This window comes from Candidatus Villigracilis sp. (genome assembly GCF_057083605.1).
On the sequence record NZ_JBXMTI010000071.1, the window covers coordinates 20,936 to 37,058 of the forward strand.

Annotated in this window: 21 protein-coding genes; 9 read left to right on the plus strand and 12 right to left on the minus strand. The window is 47.3% G+C overall.

Features of this window, described 5'->3' with window-relative positions; all coding sequences use genetic code 11:
- Positions 1-115: 115 nt before the first annotated feature.
- From AC14M5_RS10880 to AC14M5_RS10895, 4 genes are read left to right on the plus strand one after another with little or no spacing between them, the layout of a single operon-like run.
- A complete protein-coding gene (locus AC14M5_RS10880) occupies positions 116-613 on the plus strand; it encodes an acyl-CoA carboxylase biotin carboxyl carrier protein subunit (protein WP_484029689.1) in 498 nt (165 codons plus the stop codon).
- 1 nt (position 614) lies between these two features.
- Complete coding sequence (gene cyaB, locus AC14M5_RS10885; RefSeq protein ID WP_484029690.1) at positions 615-1,223, plus strand: class IV adenylate cyclase; 609 nt, start codon at positions 615-617, stop codon at positions 1,221-1,223.
- A 21-nt stretch (positions 1,224-1,244) separates the two neighbouring features.
- Positions 1,245-2,009, plus strand: coding sequence for a methyltransferase family protein (locus tag AC14M5_RS10890; RefSeq protein ID WP_484029691.1), 765 nt, complete (start codon positions 1,245-1,247; stop codon positions 2,007-2,009).
- A 10-nt stretch (positions 2,010-2,019) separates the two neighbouring features.
- Positions 2,020-3,123, plus strand: coding sequence for a saccharopine dehydrogenase family protein (locus AC14M5_RS10895; RefSeq protein WP_484029692.1), 1,104 nt, complete (start codon positions 2,020-2,022; stop codon positions 3,121-3,123).
- On the opposite strand, the gene murI is transcribed toward AC14M5_RS10895, so the two are convergent.
- The 10 genes from murI to moaC all read right to left on the minus strand — a co-directional run bounded on the left by murI (position 3,092) and on the right by moaC (position 9,779).
- A complete protein-coding gene (murI, locus tag AC14M5_RS10900) occupies positions 3,092-3,913 on the minus strand; it encodes a glutamate racemase (RefSeq protein ID WP_484029693.1) in 822 nt (273 codons plus the stop codon). The genes AC14M5_RS10895 and murI overlap by 32 nt on opposite strands.
- A gap of 7 nt (positions 3,914-3,920) precedes the next feature.
- The gene (locus tag AC14M5_RS10905; protein WP_484029694.1) at positions 3,921-4,874 is read right to left on the minus strand and encodes an alpha/beta hydrolase; all 954 of its coding nucleotides are present in this window, start codon (positions 4,872-4,874) and stop codon (positions 3,921-3,923) included.
- Positions 4,874-5,344: a YiiD C-terminal domain-containing protein gene (locus AC14M5_RS10910; protein WP_484029695.1), complete on the minus strand. Its 471-nt coding sequence runs from the start codon at positions 5,342-5,344 to the stop codon at positions 4,874-4,876. Before AC14M5_RS10910 ends, AC14M5_RS10905 begins: the two co-directional genes overlap by 1 nt.
- A gap of 14 nt (positions 5,345-5,358) precedes the next feature.
- Positions 5,359-6,075, minus strand: a complete 717-nt coding sequence (locus tag AC14M5_RS10915; protein WP_484029696.1) for a gamma-glutamyl-gamma-aminobutyrate hydrolase family protein — start codon at positions 6,073-6,075, stop codon at positions 5,359-5,361.
- A gap of 73 nt (positions 6,076-6,148) precedes the next feature.
- Positions 6,149-6,496, minus strand: a complete 348-nt coding sequence (gene rplS / locus AC14M5_RS10920; protein ID WP_484029697.1) for a 50S ribosomal protein L19 — start codon at positions 6,494-6,496, stop codon at positions 6,149-6,151.
- Between the two features lie 84 nt (positions 6,497-6,580).
- Positions 6,581-7,825: a beta-ketoacyl-ACP synthase II gene (gene fabF / locus AC14M5_RS10925; RefSeq protein ID WP_484029699.1), complete on the minus strand. Its 1,245-nt coding sequence runs from the start codon at positions 7,823-7,825 to the stop codon at positions 6,581-6,583.
- A gap of 217 nt (positions 7,826-8,042) precedes the next feature.
- Complete coding sequence (locus tag AC14M5_RS10930; protein WP_484029700.1) at positions 8,043-8,507, minus strand: molybdenum cofactor biosynthesis protein MoaE; 465 nt, start codon at positions 8,505-8,507, stop codon at positions 8,043-8,045.
- Positions 8,508-8,553: 46 nt separating this feature from the next.
- Positions 8,554-8,802, minus strand: coding sequence for a MoaD/ThiS family protein (locus AC14M5_RS10935; RefSeq protein WP_484029701.1), 249 nt, complete (start codon positions 8,800-8,802; stop codon positions 8,554-8,556).
- Positions 8,803-8,804: 2 nt separating this feature from the next.
- The gene (locus tag AC14M5_RS10940; protein ID WP_484029702.1) at positions 8,805-9,170 is read right to left on the minus strand and encodes a cupin domain-containing protein; all 366 of its coding nucleotides are present in this window, start codon (positions 9,168-9,170) and stop codon (positions 8,805-8,807) included.
- 132 nt (positions 9,171-9,302) lie between these two features.
- Complete coding sequence (moaC, locus tag AC14M5_RS10945) at positions 9,303-9,779, minus strand: cyclic pyranopterin monophosphate synthase MoaC (protein WP_484029703.1); 477 nt, start codon at positions 9,777-9,779, stop codon at positions 9,303-9,305.
- On the opposite strand from moaC, the gene AC14M5_RS10950 reads away from it, so the two are divergent.
- Positions 9,778-10,587, plus strand: a complete 810-nt coding sequence (locus AC14M5_RS10950; RefSeq protein ID WP_484029704.1) for a segregation and condensation protein A — start codon at positions 9,778-9,780, stop codon at positions 10,585-10,587. The genes moaC and AC14M5_RS10950 overlap by 2 nt on opposite strands.
- A 53-nt stretch (positions 10,588-10,640) precedes the next feature.
- Here AC14M5_RS10950 and AC14M5_RS10955 read toward each other — a convergent pair whose 3' ends face one another.
- Positions 10,641-11,003 (minus strand): VanZ family protein, encoded by a 363-nt coding sequence (locus tag AC14M5_RS10955; RefSeq protein WP_484029705.1) that lies wholly within the window; start codon positions 11,001-11,003, stop codon positions 10,641-10,643.
- 12 nt (positions 11,004-11,015) lie between these two features.
- Between AC14M5_RS10955 and pabB the strand changes: the two genes are divergently transcribed.
- Positions 11,016-12,767: an aminodeoxychorismate synthase component I gene (gene pabB, locus AC14M5_RS10960; protein ID WP_484029706.1), complete on the plus strand. Its 1,752-nt coding sequence runs from the start codon at positions 11,016-11,018 to the stop codon at positions 12,765-12,767.
- A 29-nt stretch (positions 12,768-12,796) separates the two neighbouring features.
- Here the strand turns inward: pabB and AC14M5_RS10965 are convergent, their stop codons facing one another.
- Positions 12,797-13,261: a hypothetical protein gene (locus AC14M5_RS10965; RefSeq protein ID WP_484029707.1), complete on the minus strand. Its 465-nt coding sequence runs from the start codon at positions 13,259-13,261 to the stop codon at positions 12,797-12,799.
- Between the two features lie 257 nt (positions 13,262-13,518).
- Between AC14M5_RS10965 and AC14M5_RS10970 the strand changes: the two genes are divergently transcribed.
- Genes AC14M5_RS10970 through AC14M5_RS10980 form a run of 3 tightly spaced genes read left to right on the plus strand, consistent with a single transcriptional unit; the run spans position 13,519 to position 16,117 of the window.
- Entirely contained in the window at positions 13,519-13,707 is a 189-nt protein-coding gene (locus AC14M5_RS10970; RefSeq protein ID WP_484029708.1) for a hypothetical protein, read from the plus strand.
- An 18-nt stretch (positions 13,708-13,725) separates the two neighbouring features.
- Entirely contained in the window at positions 13,726-15,540 is a 1,815-nt protein-coding gene (locus tag AC14M5_RS10975) for an alkaline phosphatase family protein (protein ID WP_484029709.1), read from the plus strand.
- A 1-nt stretch (position 15,541) separates the two neighbouring features.
- The gene (locus AC14M5_RS10980) at positions 15,542-16,117 is read left to right on the plus strand and encodes a hypothetical protein (RefSeq protein WP_484029710.1); all 576 of its coding nucleotides are present in this window, start codon (positions 15,542-15,544) and stop codon (positions 16,115-16,117) included.
- Positions 16,118-16,123: the final 6 nt, after the last annotated feature.

Below are 16,123 nucleotides of genomic sequence, written 5' to 3' on the forward strand. Positions count from 1 at the left end.
TACTTCGACAGGCTCAGTACAAGTTTACGATTGGTGGTCGAGTAATGTTGAGTGGCTTTCTCTGCTCAGATCGAGAATACGGTTTGCAAATGAAATTATCGATTGAGGTTAACCTATGAAGTATGTGACAACAATAGAGAATCAAAATTTTGAGATCGAGATCGTGGACGACCACCACATCCGCATCGGTGATCGTTTGCTGCAAGTGGATTTTGAAACGGTCAGCGGACAACCTGTCTTCTCACTGATACTCGATGGCAAATCCTATGAGTCTTTCGTTTATCAGGGCGAGGAAGACTGGGAGGTGCTTTTGCGCGGACGGCAGTATCAGGTCAAGGTTGAGGATGAACGTGAAAAACGCCTGAAATCGGCAGCAGGTGCAGGGGTTGCTGAGGGAGGCGAATTCCATCTTAAAGCACCCATGCCCGGGCTGGTGGTAAGCGTGCTCGTAGAGGAAGGCCAGGAGATCAAGAAAGGTCAGGTCATGTTGATCCTTGAATCCATGAAAATGCAGAACGAGCTTAAAGCCCCGCGAGACGGCACGATGGGACGCATCCGCGTAAAAGCTGGCGAGAGCGTGGAGCAGAAACAAACTCTATTGAGTATGCATTAACATGAACGGACAGGAAACCGAAGTAAAATTTTATGTGCACGATCTCAAAAAGATCGAATTGCGCCTTCTTGAATTGAAGGCGCAATTGATTCAACCACGTGTGCATGAGATCAATTTCCGCTTCGACACTTCAAACAACGAACTACGAAAGAGTAGCCGTGTCCTGAGGCTGAGGCAGGATAACAAAGCGCGCTTCACCTATAAAGGCCCAAGCCAGGAAAAAGAAGGCGGCGTGTTAACACGCGAAGAGATCGAATTTGTGGTTGGTGATTTTGAAAGCGCCAAACAATTTTTGCAGGCACTGGGGTTTGAACCGAAGATTTTTTACGAAAAATTCAGAACGACATTCGAGTTGGATAAAATTCACATCATGCTGGATGAATTACCTTATGGCGATTTTGTAGAGATCGAGGGCGAAAACGTTGAGGCCATACGGAATGTTTCTGATCTGCTCGGATTGAATTGGGATACAATGATAAAGGCTGGCTATCATTCATTGTTCGAGCGTGTAACCGCAAAATATGGACTGGATAAATCCAGATTAAGCTTTGAGGCACTAAAAAACATAAAGGTAGATTCAGCCGATCTAAGAATCATCTCAGCAGATTAATGCAGAAAATGGATGGTTGGCATGAAAATCAAAGGTTTTGACGCGCTTGCCAGGCACGTCCCTGAATTGAATACCGTGGGCGGGAAACTCAAGATCATATTGTATTTCATCAGCATTTTTACACTCACTACGATTTACTTCATCCTTACAGACCAAATCCCCACCTGGACTCTCGATAGCCAAATCGTAGTCATGGCCTTGGGATTTTTATTGCTCAGCCGTTTCTTTACCCAGAAAAAAACCTTCATCGAAAAATATAAGGATATGGCATATCGCCATGCTTTCGGGCGATATGTGCTTCCCGGTCTTGCCGTCATTTTCGCATCCGTTGTACATATTACCTACATGAACGGTCCAAAATTCACCCAGCCAACGATCACAACCATCCTTTCCGTTTTAGGGTGGCTTACTTTGATCATCGGCATAATATTGTGGCTTCGCGCGGTGTTGGCGTTTGGTTTCGACAATCTGGCCATGTTGTATGTTTATTATCCCGATGAAAGCAAAATTGTTAATTCCAGCATTTATAGCATTCTGCGTCATCCCGTTTATGCGGGCGTCATGCGAATCTGCATCGGGCTGGCCTTGCTCAACATGGGCATTTACCCCATCACCTTCATACTTCTTTTGCCATTGGGGTTTACAGGCTGGGTTCGGCTGGTGGAAGAAAAGGAATTGATCGAGCGCTTTCCAGGTTACGCGGAGTATCGAAAACGAGTTCCAGCATTTTGGGTAAGCCCTGGCAACATCGGTCGGTTCTGGAAGTTCATCGTCACTGGCAAATAGGTAACACACCATGAAAACCATTTTCATTCTCGGCGGCTACGGCTATACGGGGAAATTCTTAACGCGCCATCTGCTTAAGCAGACAGACGCAAACATCATCATCTCCGGGCGGCGTCTTGAGATGGCAAAATCTTTTGCAGATGAATTAAATGACTCGCGTGTGGCCGTGAGACAGGCCGATGCATCCAACCCTGACAGTCTCTCACAGGCGCTTCGAGGCGTGAACCTCTGCCTAGTCGCTGCCCCAACCACTCACCACGCCGAGACAGTTGTCCGCGCATGCCTGGACGCACACGTGGATTATCTGGATGTGCAGTTCTCGTCGAAAAAATTAAGTGTGTTGTATGCTGCGGAAAATGAGATCAAGCAGGCGGGGCTTTGCTTCATTACCGAAGGAGGCTATCACCCCGGCCTTCCCGCGGCTCTCATCCGCTATGCAGCCACAAAGTTAGACTACATTGAATCGGCAGTCACGGCTGGCTATCTCAACATCACCGACATCCCCTACACCGAAGCAGTGGATGAGCTTATGGAAGCCTTTATCGAGTATCAAGCGCAGGTCTACAAAAACGGTTCATGGACTAAACCCACAGCATGGGATTCGCGTTCCTTCAACTTTGGCAAGGACATCGGCAAAAGAACGTGCTACTCCATGTTCTTTGAAGAGTTACGCAACATCCCCAACATGTATCCATCTCTCAAAGAAGCAGGGTTTTATATTTCAGGTTCAAACTGGCTGGCAGACCTCATCATTACCCCGATTGTATTGATAGGCCTCAAACTTGCGCCAAAGCGCGGCATTCGCCCGCTGGGGAAGATGATGTGGTGGGCCATGGGAAAGTCCAAGCCGCCATATCTGGTGGCGCTCAAGGTGGAAGCCAAAGGTCAGTTGAATGGCAAGCAGGCTCAAGTCCAGGTGCGAGTCGCGCATCCCGATGGATACGAACTCACGGCGATCCCCGTCGTCGCGTATCTGCTTCAATATCTTGATGGCACAGCACGAAAAGCCGGCGTGCATATGATGGGACATATCGCCGAGCCAGTGCGCTTATTCAAAGATATGCAAAGAATGGGAGCGGAGATTATTGAATCTCCCGATCATTTTTCCACGTAACGGTTTCAACTTCACCCTCTGCGCCTAACAACAAAGGCAGCAGAGATTTGACCAGGGCGGCATCTCCCGAAGTGAAAAAGAGGACCCTTGCCTGCCTTCCCTTTTGATTCAACATCCCCCCCGCCTCCAGCAGACGTTGGGCCTGTTTCGCCACCGAGGGGGCTGGGTCGATCACCCGAACATTTTCTCCCACGATCTGCTCAATCAGCGGAATCACAAATGGATAGTGAGTGCATCCAAGCACAACTGTATCGATATTTTTTTCCAACATAGGGAGCAAAGCATCTTCAAGGATAGTACGAGTTTTTGTTGAGTCGAGTTCACCCGCCTCGATCTGGCTGACCAGCCCCGGGCAGGTATGTTGGAATAATTCCACGCCTACACCAAAGCGCTCCACCACGGAAGCATATAAAGCGCCCTGAAATGTAGCAGGCGTTGCCAGCACGCCCACCTTGCCAGTCTGTGTTTTTTCCGCAGCAGGTTTGACCGCAGGTTCCATGCCAACAAATTGAACATCGGGGAAGGTAGCACGCAAATATTTCAACGCCGCTGCTGAAGCCGTGTTGCATGCCACAACTATTATTTTCGAATTATGTTTAAGTAGAAATTTTGTGATCCCCTCTGAAAAACTTTGGATCTGCTCCATCGAGCGCGGCCCGTATGGTACATGCCCTTGATCACCAAAGTAAATGACATTCTCTGCGGGCATCAGTTTGCGAATCTCACGCAGGACGGAAAGCCCGCCCACACCCGAATCGAACACACCGATTGGATACTCTTGTTTTGTCATTTTCGGATTATGAGTTTACAAAATCCAGCGCGCGAGCCAGCGCTGCATCATAAGCAGGGTTGTAATCGTGTGTTGCATCAGGGACGGTATCCACTTTACAGGCAATTCCCGCTGATTTCAGTTTTTCAGCAAATACATGAATTTCATCTGGCTCAATATCCATATCCTTTTCGCCGATGATGAAATAAGAACGCAAACCGCGTTCACGAGCTGAGGGAAGTAGTTTTTCCAATTCATCCTGTTCATCACCAAAAGGTATGGCGGGGCCGTTGGCAATAAAACCACGCAGGTTCAACTCACCCGTCAACGCCATTTGGATCGCAATCAAACCACCCATTGAATGTCCCGCCAGGATGACTCGGTTTGGATCAAACTTTATTTCATTTTCCATTGACTCAAAACTTGACACGACGTCTTTGAATGAAGCGTCCAGGTTATCCCAGATATACGCTCCCTTGAACATCGCCTGTGATGACTGCGGTAATGCCAGCGCGTATCCCTTGTTCACTGACTCTTGCCAAAAAGGCAGAGTATCAGAGGCCATGCGTTGATTGCCGTGCAAGGCAATTAGGAGAGGTGATTTTTCAGAATGATTTTCGGGAAGATATTTTAGAAGAACTGATTCTTTTGAAGGCGAATTTTTTTCCTGCAAGGCCAGCGATTCTGTAACAATGCTTTCAAAGTCCGCATCACCCTGCAAGGCTTGGAAAGATGGGGTCATGCGCCACATCATTTCCCCGTACCACAGGCCATCGGCGAGGCATTTCTCAGCAACTTGATAAACCAGCTTACGATTGTCCAACCTTGCCGCTGAACACATTACCCAATAATCCACCAGGAGACGGTCTTTGGGGAAACCCGAACCTTCAAGGGAAATCAAATCAAGCGCTTGCTGGTATTCCTTGTTTTGAAAATGAAGGATCATTTGCTGGTTTAGTTCTGCGTAAGTGGAAAATGACATTACGACTCTCCATTTGGGTTAGTGGCTGATTTTCGACGCACATAAAGCAATTTCTCCACCTGGGCAATGATTTGCCCATCATCATCCAACACATCAACGGAGAAAGTTGGCTCTATTTTACCTGCCCGATCTACATCCACGCGGATTTGATCCACTCTTTCCTGCGGAATATGAAACCGCGCCCTAACCTTGCCGCGGCCAGGTTTTTTGAATTTGATAGCAGCAGCCTTATCCCACACTATGTAATCGGAACCAAGGAGACGCATTAAGATAAGCATGAACCAGGGATCACACATGGCATAGAGCGAACCGCCAAAATGTACATCAACAATGTTGCGATTGAAGACATTTAACTTCATTTCAACTTCAATCGTACGCTTATCAATGGAACGGGAGCGAATTCCTGCTCCAACGAGTGGTGGGTAGAAGTTGATAAATTTCTCAAGAAAGCGCTGGCGGAATGTAGCCATTCTAAACGAGAAAGTTATTTCCCCGAAGCATCCACGAAGGACTTGAACAATCTCTGCATGGCAGGCTGGTCTGTCAACCACTCAGGATGCCATTGTACAGCTACTGCGTAAGGGTGATCTGTTATTTCCACAACCTCCACCAGGCCATCTGGAGCATGGCCCGCAACTCTTAAACTTGGCGCAATATCCTTCAGGCCTTGATGATGCAAACTGTTAACGTTCAAGAGGGTTTCGCCAAATATCTCTGCGGAACGTGTGGTTTCATCCACATTTACAGGGTGGACGATTGTCCTGCGCAAGTCACCGGGATAGGCATGATCCAATGCGCCTTTCATTTGGTCATAGATGTGAGTATAAAGAGTGCCGCCCAGGGCCACGTTCATTACTTGAGCGCCGCGGCAGATTCCAAGGATCGGTTTGCCATCGTTAACTGCGGTACGCATCAAAACAAGCTCGGTAGTATCCCGCGCATCGTCCACCTCACCAATTCTCGGGTGGTCGGAGCCGTTGAAATGCTCAAGGGAAATATCCCCGCCTCCAGTGAAGAGAATCCCATTAAGGCGGGAATACAAATCGAGGAAGTCTTCTTCAGGCAAAATCACGGGAATCATTACAGGCAAACCGCCCGCCTGCAAAATCGCATTGATGTATGAATGTTGAAGCGCGGTTATCGGGTGCTCGTTCGCATCTTTTCCGTTGCGGGTGGTGATACCGATCAGTGGTTTTGCCATCATTCCTCCAAATAAAAAACCCTAAAGCCTTGGAGACCTTTAGGGTTTTATCCTTTAGGGCTTCCCAGAAACCCTAGTCGAATTTTTGCTTGAGGCGCGCACCCTTACCTGTGCGGTCACGCATGAAGTATAACTGTGCGCGGCGGACTTTGCCGTGGCGTTCGACAACGATCTTGTCGATGCGCGGGGAGCGAAGGAGAAAAGTACGTTCCACGCCGATACCGTTGGAGGCCATGCGGCGGACTGTGACATTGGCGTCGTTGCCGCTTTTGCGCAAACGAATCACAATGCCTTTGAACTCCTGAATACGTTCGCGCTCGCCTTCCTTGATCTTGACATGCACGCTAACTGTATCGCCAGAGCTTAACTGCGGGATTTTTTCATTAACTTTGGCCTCTACGGCCTTTATAAGATCTGCCATTTCCGTTCTTCCTAACTTTTGATATAGTTTCCAAAACGCGACTGCGGATTATAGCACGCATTTTTCGGCTTCACAAGACCGATTTCAGTTATATTTTCTGAGGGCCAGCACTGCATTATGCCCGCCAAAACCAAAGGCATTGCTAATGGCAAATGAGATATTTGCTTCACGCGCTTTATTCGGGATGTAATCAAGATCACATTCGGGGTCTGGAGTTTCGTAATGAACTGTGGGAGGCAGTATGCCCTCTCTGATTGCCTGAACACAGAAGATGGCCTCCAGAGCGCCCGTAGCACCCATCATGTGGCCCGTCATGGACTTTGTGGAAGAAATGGGAAGTTGATATGCCAACTCGCCAAATGCGGCTTTCACAGCGCGAGTCTCAGCCTGGTCATTCAAGAGCGTGCCTGTTCCATGAGCATTGATATAACCAATATCCTGCATATTTGCATTTGCAGATGACAAAGCCATCAGCATGGCCGCCGCGCCGCCCGCGCCATGCTCATGCGGCGCGGTGACGTGATAAGCGTCCGCGGTCGCGCCGTAACCTGCCAATTCAGCCAGGATATTCGCGCCGCGTGCTTTTGCATCAGATTCTCGTTCAAGCACCAATACAGCCCCACCTTCGCCCATCACGAGGCCATCACGGTTTTTATCAAATGGCTGAGGCGCCATGGAATAATCATCATTCTTGCGTGACATTGCACCGACACGGTCAAAGGCTGCCACACCCGTTGAGGTGATGGTGCACTCCGCAGCGCCCGCAAGAGCCGCATCGATCATGCCTGTCCGCAGCATCATCAAAGCCGTACCAATTCCATCCGAGCCTGAAGCGCAGGCAGAAGCCACCGAGAAGCTCGGGCCTTTGATTCCAAACTCAATCGCTGCCATGCCGGCGCCGCCATTTGCCATTAACATTGGGATCAAAAACGGGCTTACACGCCGAGGTCCTTCTGTGTGATTTGTCAGGATTGCATCTTGCAGTGATTGCAATCCGCCAATAGCCGATGAAATGATCACGCCGACCCTCCCGGCGTTTTTTTCTGTGATCTCCAAACCTGATTGAAACAACGCCTCTTTGGCCGATGCAATTGCGAATTGCTCAAAACGATCACGGCGGCGAGCTTCCTTCGCATCCATAAATTCGCCAGGATTAAATCCCTTTACCTCCGCAGCAATATGCACTTGGAGAGCCGCTGCATGAGAGTCAAATAAAGTGATCGGCCCAACACCTGAATTCCCCGCAACCAAATTACCCCAGGTTTCCTTTACATTCAAACCAAGGGGATTTACTGTCCCCATGCCTGTTATGACGATACGCTCCTGCATTGTTCCTCCAGCGATGAGTATTAGATAAATACGAGTCCAATATAGAACACCATTAGGTAAAAATCGTCACGCAGACAAAACGCTTCTCACCCCGCTCAAATCTGATCAGTCCCAAAAGGCTTTTATTCACACCCGGTCATTGGGATAGGTTATAAATGCATCAAGATCGCTTTCCACGAAATTACACAAGATCAATCGCTCAGTATGTAAAAACATATTATTCGCCAGGCTTGGGGATGTAATCGCCTTCCACCCATTCCTCGCCATGGGGGCCAATTTCCTTTTTCCACACGGGTACAATTTCCTTGAGACGGTCAATGCCATAACGTGCGGCATCAAAGACTCCTGTGTCACGATGCGCAGCGGTGCACGCAATTAGTACTGTCGGCGTCTTTGGGTATAACTTACCAATCCGCTGGACGATCGCAATCCCTTCGATGACAGGCCATTTTTCACGGATCTCATCCGCAACTTGTTTCATCTTGGCTTCTGCCATAGGGACGTAAGACTCATATTCAAGGTATTCGGTTTCGTGGGCATCGCCGCGTGTCGTCACACCGCGCACCATGCCCGTAAAAATCGCCGCCGCGCCGGTGCTGGTCAGTGTGATTTTCGCGAGCAGGTCGTTCAAGTCAATTTCGGATTCGGTGATTGAAAAGATGGTTGGAAAAGAAGATGTCATTTGGGCCCAAATTTGTGATTCGCAATACGTGATGCGTAAAAGGCGGTTATCCACCAGAGACAGGCGGGAACATGCCAATCTCTGCATTCGAAGGGACAACCGCTTCGTCAAAAGCATATTCACGGTTAATGGTCATAAGCACTGATTTCATGGATTCTTTCAAATTCGGAAAATCTGTTGAAAGTTTATCTTTCAATCCTTGTATGGTCATATCGGCAGGAATGTCCATTTCCATGAATTTAGTACCTGCACGATCCCGTAATGTTGCAAAAAATAAAAGTTTAATATGGTTCATTCCTATATCCAGACATCATTTGGAGCTGTAAGATCATCTTTAACGTCGCCAGTGTTGACCGTGCCCGCAGGTTCGATCAAAAGGATTTGACATTCGCTTTCGGCAACAGGCTTGTGCTGCACGCCCTTTGGCACAACGAACATCTCGCCTTCATTCAACGAGACTTTTCCATCGCGGAAGAAAATATCCAGATGACCTTTGATGACAATAAAAACCTCATCTGCTTCAGGATGGTCATGCCAAACAAATTCTCCCTGCACCTTCGCCAACTTGAGATGATAGTCATTCATCTGAGCAATGATCTTTGGCGACCACTGCTCAGAGAATTTCGAGAATTTTTCTTCAAAGTTAATTGAGGAGTATTCCATTATCTTCATTTTTCCATTGTGTCATTCTGAGCGGAGCGACACTTGCGCCTCGCGCCAGTGCGGTGAACATCTCTACGCCAATCCCTGAGATCCTTCAGTCGCAACGAACGCTCCCTCAGGATGACACATCAGTTATTCATTCACCACATCGCCCGACTGACCGCCATGTTTTTCAACAAGGCGGATATTTTGAATCCGCATCGTTTTCTCAGCAGCTTTCGCCATATCATAGACAGTCAATGCTGCAACAGAAACTGCCGTCAACGCTTCCATTTCGACGCCTGTTTTGCCAGTCACCTTGACGGTGGCTGTGATGACAACGCCAGGCAAAGAATCATCGAGAGCGAGGTCCACGTCAATTTTCGAGAGTGGGAGAGGATGACATAGCGGAATCAGGTCCGAGGTCCGCTTTGAGGCGGTGATGCCAGCGATCTGTGCCACAGTTAGCACATCGCCTTTCTTTATTTGCCCAGCGCGGATCAATTCCAGTGTCTCTTTTTTCATGTGTACTTCACCGCGCGCGATGGCAGTTCGTTCAGTATCGGGCTTGTGACCAACGTCCACCATTTTTGCGTGGCCTTGTTCATCAATGTGAGTTAGTTTTGACATGGGTGCGATTATACACTGGTATAATTCCGCCGCTATGGAAGGCATTTTAGGACATCAAATTGGCGGATATAAAGTGCAAACCTCGGTTTACGAGGGGCCGCTCGATCTTTTACTTAGCCTGATCGAACGCACCGAACTGGATATTACCGCTATTTCACTCGCATCGGTTACAGACCAGTATCTGTCGTATTTGCACGGGCTGGAACAGATGATGCCTGATGAGATTTCGGCTTTCCTTGTCATCGCGGCAAAGTTAGTGCAGATCAAATCGGAGGCGTTGCTGCCGCGCCCGCCAGAACGCGAACCTGGTGAAGCAGATCCCGGTACGGAACTGATCGACCAATTAAAACTTTACAAGCGCTACAAGGAAATTGCGGGCTGGCTGATGGAGCGGCAGGAAAATAATTTGCGCACCCACCTGCGTATCGCGCCCCCGCCGAAAGTGGAGGTAAAACTCGATCTTTCAAACCTGACTCTGGAAGGTTTGGTCACAGCCGCCGAATCGGCTTTCGCGAAAGGCAAAGAAAAGGAACCGCTGGGTGTCATCATTACTGCTCCCAAAGTTACCATACGCGAAAAGATCGAATACATTACGAAGACGATGAAGAATATTCAGCGCATGGCTTTCAGCGGGTTAATCAGCGACAAATCCACTCGCGTGGAGATCGTTGTTACGTTTTTGGCCCTTCTGGAACTGATCAAACGCTATCACATCGTCGCAAAGCAGGATCAATTATTTGGGGATATAGAGTTTGAACGAGTCGGTGAATGGACAGATGACGAAGAAATTGAAATAGAATTTGAATAGAATTTGTGAACGGAGCAAAAGGGAGGCCCCTACAAGGCTTCCCTTTTTTCATGCTACCTCCAAAAAACATAATGCAAGGACAACGCAAACATCGCACCAAGGTTGTCGAATATCAGCACATCCGTAATGGAAGCATGGCGGCCAGGTACAAAGGACTGATGAAACTCGTCGGTGGCAGAATACAACAATGCCATCAGCCATGCCAGCCAGTAATATTTCTTGTCCCGTTTATAAATATGAAGATATGACAAGGCAAGCAGACCGTACCCAATCATATGTGCCCCTTTCTTGATCAAATAGTCCCAGCCTTGAAAACTTGGGAGGGCATCATCAGGGCGCGAAGAAAATACAAAGATGGCTAGCATCAGAAGAAGAGCGGGAATCCAGCGAGGTACAATTGAAAGGAATTTTTTCATTTTGAGGGCACCTTGATCGAAACAAATGAAGTTTTGTTGAAAAACAACAGCGACTGGCTATATTATTCCCGCCCACATAAAGTCCTGCAATCAGAACGTGTGCGTGATGTGCTTGAGACGCTCAGGGAAGTGGAGAACCTTGTCAACAAAAATGGCTGGCATGCAACGGGGTTTCTCAGCTATGAGGCAGCACCTGCCTTTGACAGTGCCCTGCATGTTTTGGGCACAAGTGATTTTCCGTTGCTTTGGTTTGGCTTATATTCAGAACCACGTATCATTCAATTACCCACACCAAAAGAAACTTTTACGTCTCTCGATTGGCAGGCAACCACTGAGCGCGAGAGTTATAACACCGCCATTGAAAAAATAAAAGATGCAATCGCGGAGGGAAAGACCTATCAAGTCAATTACACAATGCGCCTGAAAACGGACTTCGTCACCGACTCGCGAATGAAAACAGACGAAGTTGCATGGCAATTATTTTTGCATCTTGCAAAGTCACAAAATAAATACGCAGCTTACATCAACACAGAACGCTATATCATTTGCTCGGCTTCGCCTGAATTGTTTTTCAAACTGGATGGAAACAAGATTTACAGTCATCCCATGAAAGGGACCGTAAGGCGCGGGCGGACAACACGGGAGGATAAAAAGCAAATTGAGTGGCTGCATCATTCCGCAAAAAACCGCGCTGAAAATGTAATGATCGTGGACATGGTTCGCAATGACCTTGGGCGAATTGCGGAAGTTGGAAGTGTGCAAGTTCCTGACTTATTTAAAGTGGAAAAATATCCAACTCTTTTCCAAATGATATCCACTGTACAGGCAAAGACAAATGCATCATTGTCTGAAATCTTCTCTGCGCTGTTTCCCTCCGCATCTATCACGGGCGCGCCGAAGGTCAGTACGATGAAAATCATTTCAGAGTTGGAAACCACTCCGCGAAATATTTATACAGGCAGCATCGGCTATATTGCACCAAACCGCAAAGCACAATTCAATGTTGCAATCCGCACAGCTTCGATCGACAAAGAAAATAGGCAAGCAGAATATGGTGTGGGCGGCGGCGTTGTCTGGGATTCGACCAGCGCAGATGAATACGACGAGGCTTTGCTCAAATCTCGTGTGCTGACCGAACGTCAACAGGAATTTTCCCTTTTTGAAACCATGCTTTGGGCGCCAGAAGAAAGTTACTTCTTATTGGAGAAGCATATTGCACGAATGGAAGATTCAGCAGGATATTTTGATTTTCCGTTTTCAAAAGAAGAGCTGGAAGTTTTTCTCGAACAAATTGCTAGTAAATTTGCATCACCAAAACGGGTAAAGATTTCACTCAACCGTTTGGGTGAACTTTCGCAAGAGACAAAAGATTTTCAACCGCAAGATAAGTCTTTCAAGGTTCGCCTTGCGGAGAAGGCAATAGATTCAAGCAATGTATTTCTTTTCCACAAGACCACACACCGCAAAATCTACCCAACAATCCCTGCACTAACCGTTGATGACATTCTATTATTCAATGAAAAGAATGAATTGACCGAATTCACTATCGGCAACCTGGTTGTTGAAATAGAAGGAGAACTCTCTACCCCTCCGCTCTCCTGCGGACTATTGGCTGGCACATTCCGCGCGCATTTGCTAGAGACGAATCAAATCAAAGAGAGAGACATCCGCAAAGACGAATTGCCAAAGTGCTCAAAAGTATTTTTGGTGAATTCCGTAAGAAAATGGGTGGAAGTTGAAATGAAAAAAGAGCCGACACTTTAGCAGTATCGACTCTTTTTCATCAAGCTAAACTAAACATCCTGGAGAGAAATATTTATATTTACAGTGCCATCGCCAAGGTCCACACCTTGAATGACGAGGGCTTGTCCGCTTTCGTGGCCGTCAAAGACAAAACTGAAAACGCCGTCCGAGGTTGTGGTCAATAGTTCGCGTTCGGTGAAACCTTGCTTACCAAGCTCGTCACGGTAGAAAGCCATGGCCTCATCCAAACTCAGATTGGTTTGGAAATTAACCACGCCGCCTACATCAACCACATTAAAGGCATCGCCAGGCATGGGAAATTCGACATCACCACTCAGGGAAAAATTAAAATCGTCTGATGACTCAGGTGAAGAGGTTGGGATGTCGCCTGTGTCATCAAGCGGGGGAAGGGTTTCCGTCTCATCGCTACCACTTCCGCCGCCCAATACCGTCTGGCAGGCAAGTGATGCGAATACAAGCACCAGGATCGCAAGTAAAATTCCGTACTTTTTCATCTCATTTCTCCTTATGATTAAATAATATTAATTTACATTTGGTATTATAGCTGCATACAGATTAGCGTTAATCCCCCATAAAGCATAATTTACGCAATATCTGAACAGGTATGGTGACATCCGCCATTCATGAAACAACGACCTTCGCTAGGTCAATTTTTGCAGAAATACGTAAAAATGAATAGGATGCCGTAATGCCGATGTGATATTTGTTATAATAGTTAGACAAGTAAAAAATTAAGTAAAAGAGGAATATTATGTATATTGACCCAAGTTCTGGTGGAATGTTATTCCAAATTCTCGCGGTAGTTTTTGGTATCCTTTCTGGCACGATTCTCATGTTTGCCGGTAGGATTAAGATTGGCATCGCAAAACTTCGCCGATCCATGCGAAAAAAGACTGATGAAGGCGAATCACCAGAAAAACAATCTGAAGCCGACCAATAACACCTAGCTTTCACATATATGCGCACATTTATTATTGGTCTGGATGCATTCGACCCACATTTTTTTGAACAACTCCATTCAAAAGGCAAAACCCCCAATCTGAGCAAGCTTGCCCGGTCAGGGGGTTATTCACGTTTCCGTGTAGCTGATCCGCCTCAAAGCGAAGTTTCGTGGACGAGCATTGCCACTGGGACGAACCCCGGCGATCATGGCATGTTTGACTTTGTGCATCGCAACCCATCCAATTATAGTTTGCAGGTTTCCCTGCTTCCTACTCAAAAAAACCTGCTTGGCCTCCAATTTGTCCCTCCGTACAATACACAGACTATCTTTGACGAGGCGGTCAACGATGGCTACCCCGCAACCTCTCTATGGTGGCCCGCAACCTTTCCGGCTCGTTACGCATCACCTGTTGCAACTATTCCTGGGCTTGGTACGCCGGATATTCTTGGCCGCCTTGGTGTGGGTACATTTTTTTCGCCAGAACAGCGGGCCGCGAATTCAGAGCAAAAAACTCCAACTCGCGTTTTAACGAAGAAAAGCGCATCTTCATATTCAGGTGTTTTGGAAGGTCCTGCAAAAAAGGGAGGTAACGTCAATGTCAGTTTTGAGCTGGACGTTGACAATAAACAAACCCCAACATTGCGGATCGGGAAACAAACGGTCGGGCTCAAGCAGGGCGAATGGAGTGAGATCTTTGAGCTTCCTTTCCCCGTTGGTTTTGGAATGACCGTCAAGGCAATTAGCCGTGCCATCTTAACTCAGCTGGATCCAATAGGTTTGTATTTCCTGCCGCTTCAACTTCACCCGCTTGCCTCACCGTGGCCTTATAGCACACCGAAAGGATTTATTCAGGATCAATGGAAATCGAATGGGCCCTTCCTTACGCTTGGGTGGCCTCAAGATACCACTGCGCTTAACGAGGGTTTCATCAACGATGATCAATTCCTCAAATTGTGTGAAATGGTCGATGCCGAACGCGAACGCGTACTGACCCGTTCCTTGAATAATTTTGATGAAGGCGTACTTGCTTGTGTTTTCGACAGCCTGGACCGAGTTCAACATATGTTCTGGAAAGGTCGCGAGGACGTCATTGAGGCGTACTACATTAAGCTTGATCTATTGATTGGTCGCATTCTGGAAAAAGCAACCACTAAAAATAATATAAGAGTTCTCGTTTTATCGGATCATGGTTTTGGAAGGTTCGATTACAAAGTTCATTTAAACCGATGGTTAATCGATCATGGATACATGACGACAAAGAACGCTTCTTCCTCCGACCTCAAAGAGGCTGACTGGTCCCAGACGGATGCCTACGCTTTAGGTTTGAATAGTCTCTATCTGAACATCGCTGGAAGAGAGGGCAAGGGTAAAGTTTCCGAGGGTGACAGCACCAACCTTCTCAACAAACTAAAGGATGACCTTCTCCAGTGGAAAGGCCCAGGTGGCGGGCAGGTCGTTCAAAAAGTTCTCATGCGTAAGGAAGCATTCCAGGGTCAACTTGCGGAATATGGACCCGATCTATTTATCGGCTATGCCCCTCCCTATCGTGGCTCGGCTGAAACAGGATTAGGTCAGTGGCGAAGCGAAGAAATCGAGATCAATCGAGAACATTGGGGAGCCGATCATTGCTTCGATTCCGATTCTGTGCCAGGTGTGATTTTCTCATCGGAAAGTCTTTTAAATTGGCCAACGCCCTCCTATCAAGATATTCCTGCCATAACAATCGGCAAGAATCTAAAGAAGACCAAAGACTCAGCTCCTCCCCCGTCATACAGTGACGAGGATGAAGAACAAGTTGAAAAAAGGTTGAAAGATCTTGGCTACCTCTAACATGAACTTCAAACTCTACTCACGCCAGGGATTGTGGTCATTGTTCCTGATGTGTGCACTTCCGCTTCACATCTGGACCTTCATCCTAGCCTTCAACGATTTTTCCTGGGTTACGGAGCGCACAAACTCGTGGGATGCAATTGGGGTAATGTCCTATGGGCTCATCTTCACTTTCGTTGAAAGCGTGGCTATATTCCTCATATCCGGCATACTTGGCCTATTGATCTCAACAAAGTGGGAGGAAAAAAGACGAATTGCCTTATCAAGTGTGCTGATCGTTGTTGCATCGCTTTGGGCAATGGTAAATCATCTGTATTTTCTCTGGGGAATTTCACCTTCACCACAAATAATCAGTTTCTTTGTAGGGTTTGATCATCCCTTGAGAATTCTATATGCGTCCATTCTCCTGATCGTTTTTCCAACTATTCTGATCCCAGCTTATTTCGTACTGAAATCTGATAAATTTCTTCAGTTCATTCAAGAGGGGATCGAGCGGCTCTCGCTGTTAATGACCATATATTTGTTCATTGATATTGCTGCGCTTGCCGTCATCCTTATCCGTAATTTTCAAGGTTGACAACAT

Excerpts from the sequence above, each read along its gene's own strand:
- AC14M5_RS10910 (WP_484029695.1), bottom strand. The coding sequence starts at position 5,344 with ATGGCTACATTCCGCCAGCGCTTTCTTGAGAAATTTATCAACTTCTAC.
- AC14M5_RS10950 (WP_484029704.1), top strand. The coding sequence starts at position 9,778 with ATGGGTGCGATTATACACTGGTATAATTCCGCCGCTATGGAAGGCATT.
- moaC (WP_484029703.1), bottom strand. The coding sequence starts at position 9,779 with ATGTCAAAACTAACTCACATTGATGAACAAGGCCACGCAAAAATGGTG.
- AC14M5_RS10965 (WP_484029707.1), bottom strand. The coding sequence starts at position 13,261 with ATGAAAAAGTACGGAATTTTACTTGCGATCCTGGTGCTTGTATTCGCA.
- AC14M5_RS10930 (WP_484029700.1), bottom strand. The coding sequence starts at position 8,507 with ATGACATCTTCTTTTCCAACCATCTTTTCAATCACCGAATCCGAAATT.
- AC14M5_RS10970 (WP_484029708.1), top strand. The coding sequence starts at position 13,519 with ATGTATATTGACCCAAGTTCTGGTGGAATGTTATTCCAAATTCTCGCG.
- cyaB (WP_484029690.1), top strand. The coding sequence starts at position 615 with ATGAACGGACAGGAAACCGAAGTAAAATTTTATGTGCACGATCTCAAA.
- AC14M5_RS10935 (WP_484029701.1), bottom strand. The coding sequence starts at position 8,802 with ATGAACCATATTAAACTTTTATTTTTTGCAACATTACGGGATCGTGCA.
- AC14M5_RS10915 (WP_484029696.1), bottom strand. The coding sequence starts at position 6,075 with ATGGCAAAACCACTGATCGGTATCACCACCCGCAACGGAAAAGATGCG.
- AC14M5_RS10980 (WP_484029710.1), top strand. The coding sequence starts at position 15,542 with ATGAACTTCAAACTCTACTCACGCCAGGGATTGTGGTCATTGTTCCTG.
- AC14M5_RS10895 (WP_484029692.1), top strand. The coding sequence starts at position 2,020 with ATGAAAACCATTTTCATTCTCGGCGGCTACGGCTATACGGGGAAATTC.
- rplS (WP_484029697.1), bottom strand. The coding sequence starts at position 6,496 with ATGGCAGATCTTATAAAGGCCGTAGAGGCCAAAGTTAATGAAAAAATC.
- AC14M5_RS10955 (WP_484029705.1), bottom strand. The coding sequence starts at position 11,003 with ATGAAAAAATTCCTTTCAATTGTACCTCGCTGGATTCCCGCTCTTCTT.
- fabF (WP_484029699.1), bottom strand. The coding sequence starts at position 7,825 with ATGCAGGAGCGTATCGTCATAACAGGCATGGGGACAGTAAATCCCCTT.
- murI (WP_484029693.1), bottom strand. The coding sequence starts at position 3,913 with ATGACAAAACAAGAGTATCCAATCGGTGTGTTCGATTCGGGTGTGGGC.
- AC14M5_RS10905 (WP_484029694.1), bottom strand. The coding sequence starts at position 4,874 with ATGTCATTTTCCACTTACGCAGAACTAAACCAGCAAATGATCCTTCAT.
- AC14M5_RS10880 (WP_484029689.1), top strand. The coding sequence starts at position 116 with ATGAAGTATGTGACAACAATAGAGAATCAAAATTTTGAGATCGAGATC.
- AC14M5_RS10890 (WP_484029691.1), top strand. The coding sequence starts at position 1,245 with ATGAAAATCAAAGGTTTTGACGCGCTTGCCAGGCACGTCCCTGAATTG.
- AC14M5_RS10940 (WP_484029702.1), bottom strand. The coding sequence starts at position 9,170 with ATGGAATACTCCTCAATTAACTTTGAAGAAAAATTCTCGAAATTCTCT.
- AC14M5_RS10975 (WP_484029709.1), top strand. The coding sequence starts at position 13,726 with ATGCGCACATTTATTATTGGTCTGGATGCATTCGACCCACATTTTTTT.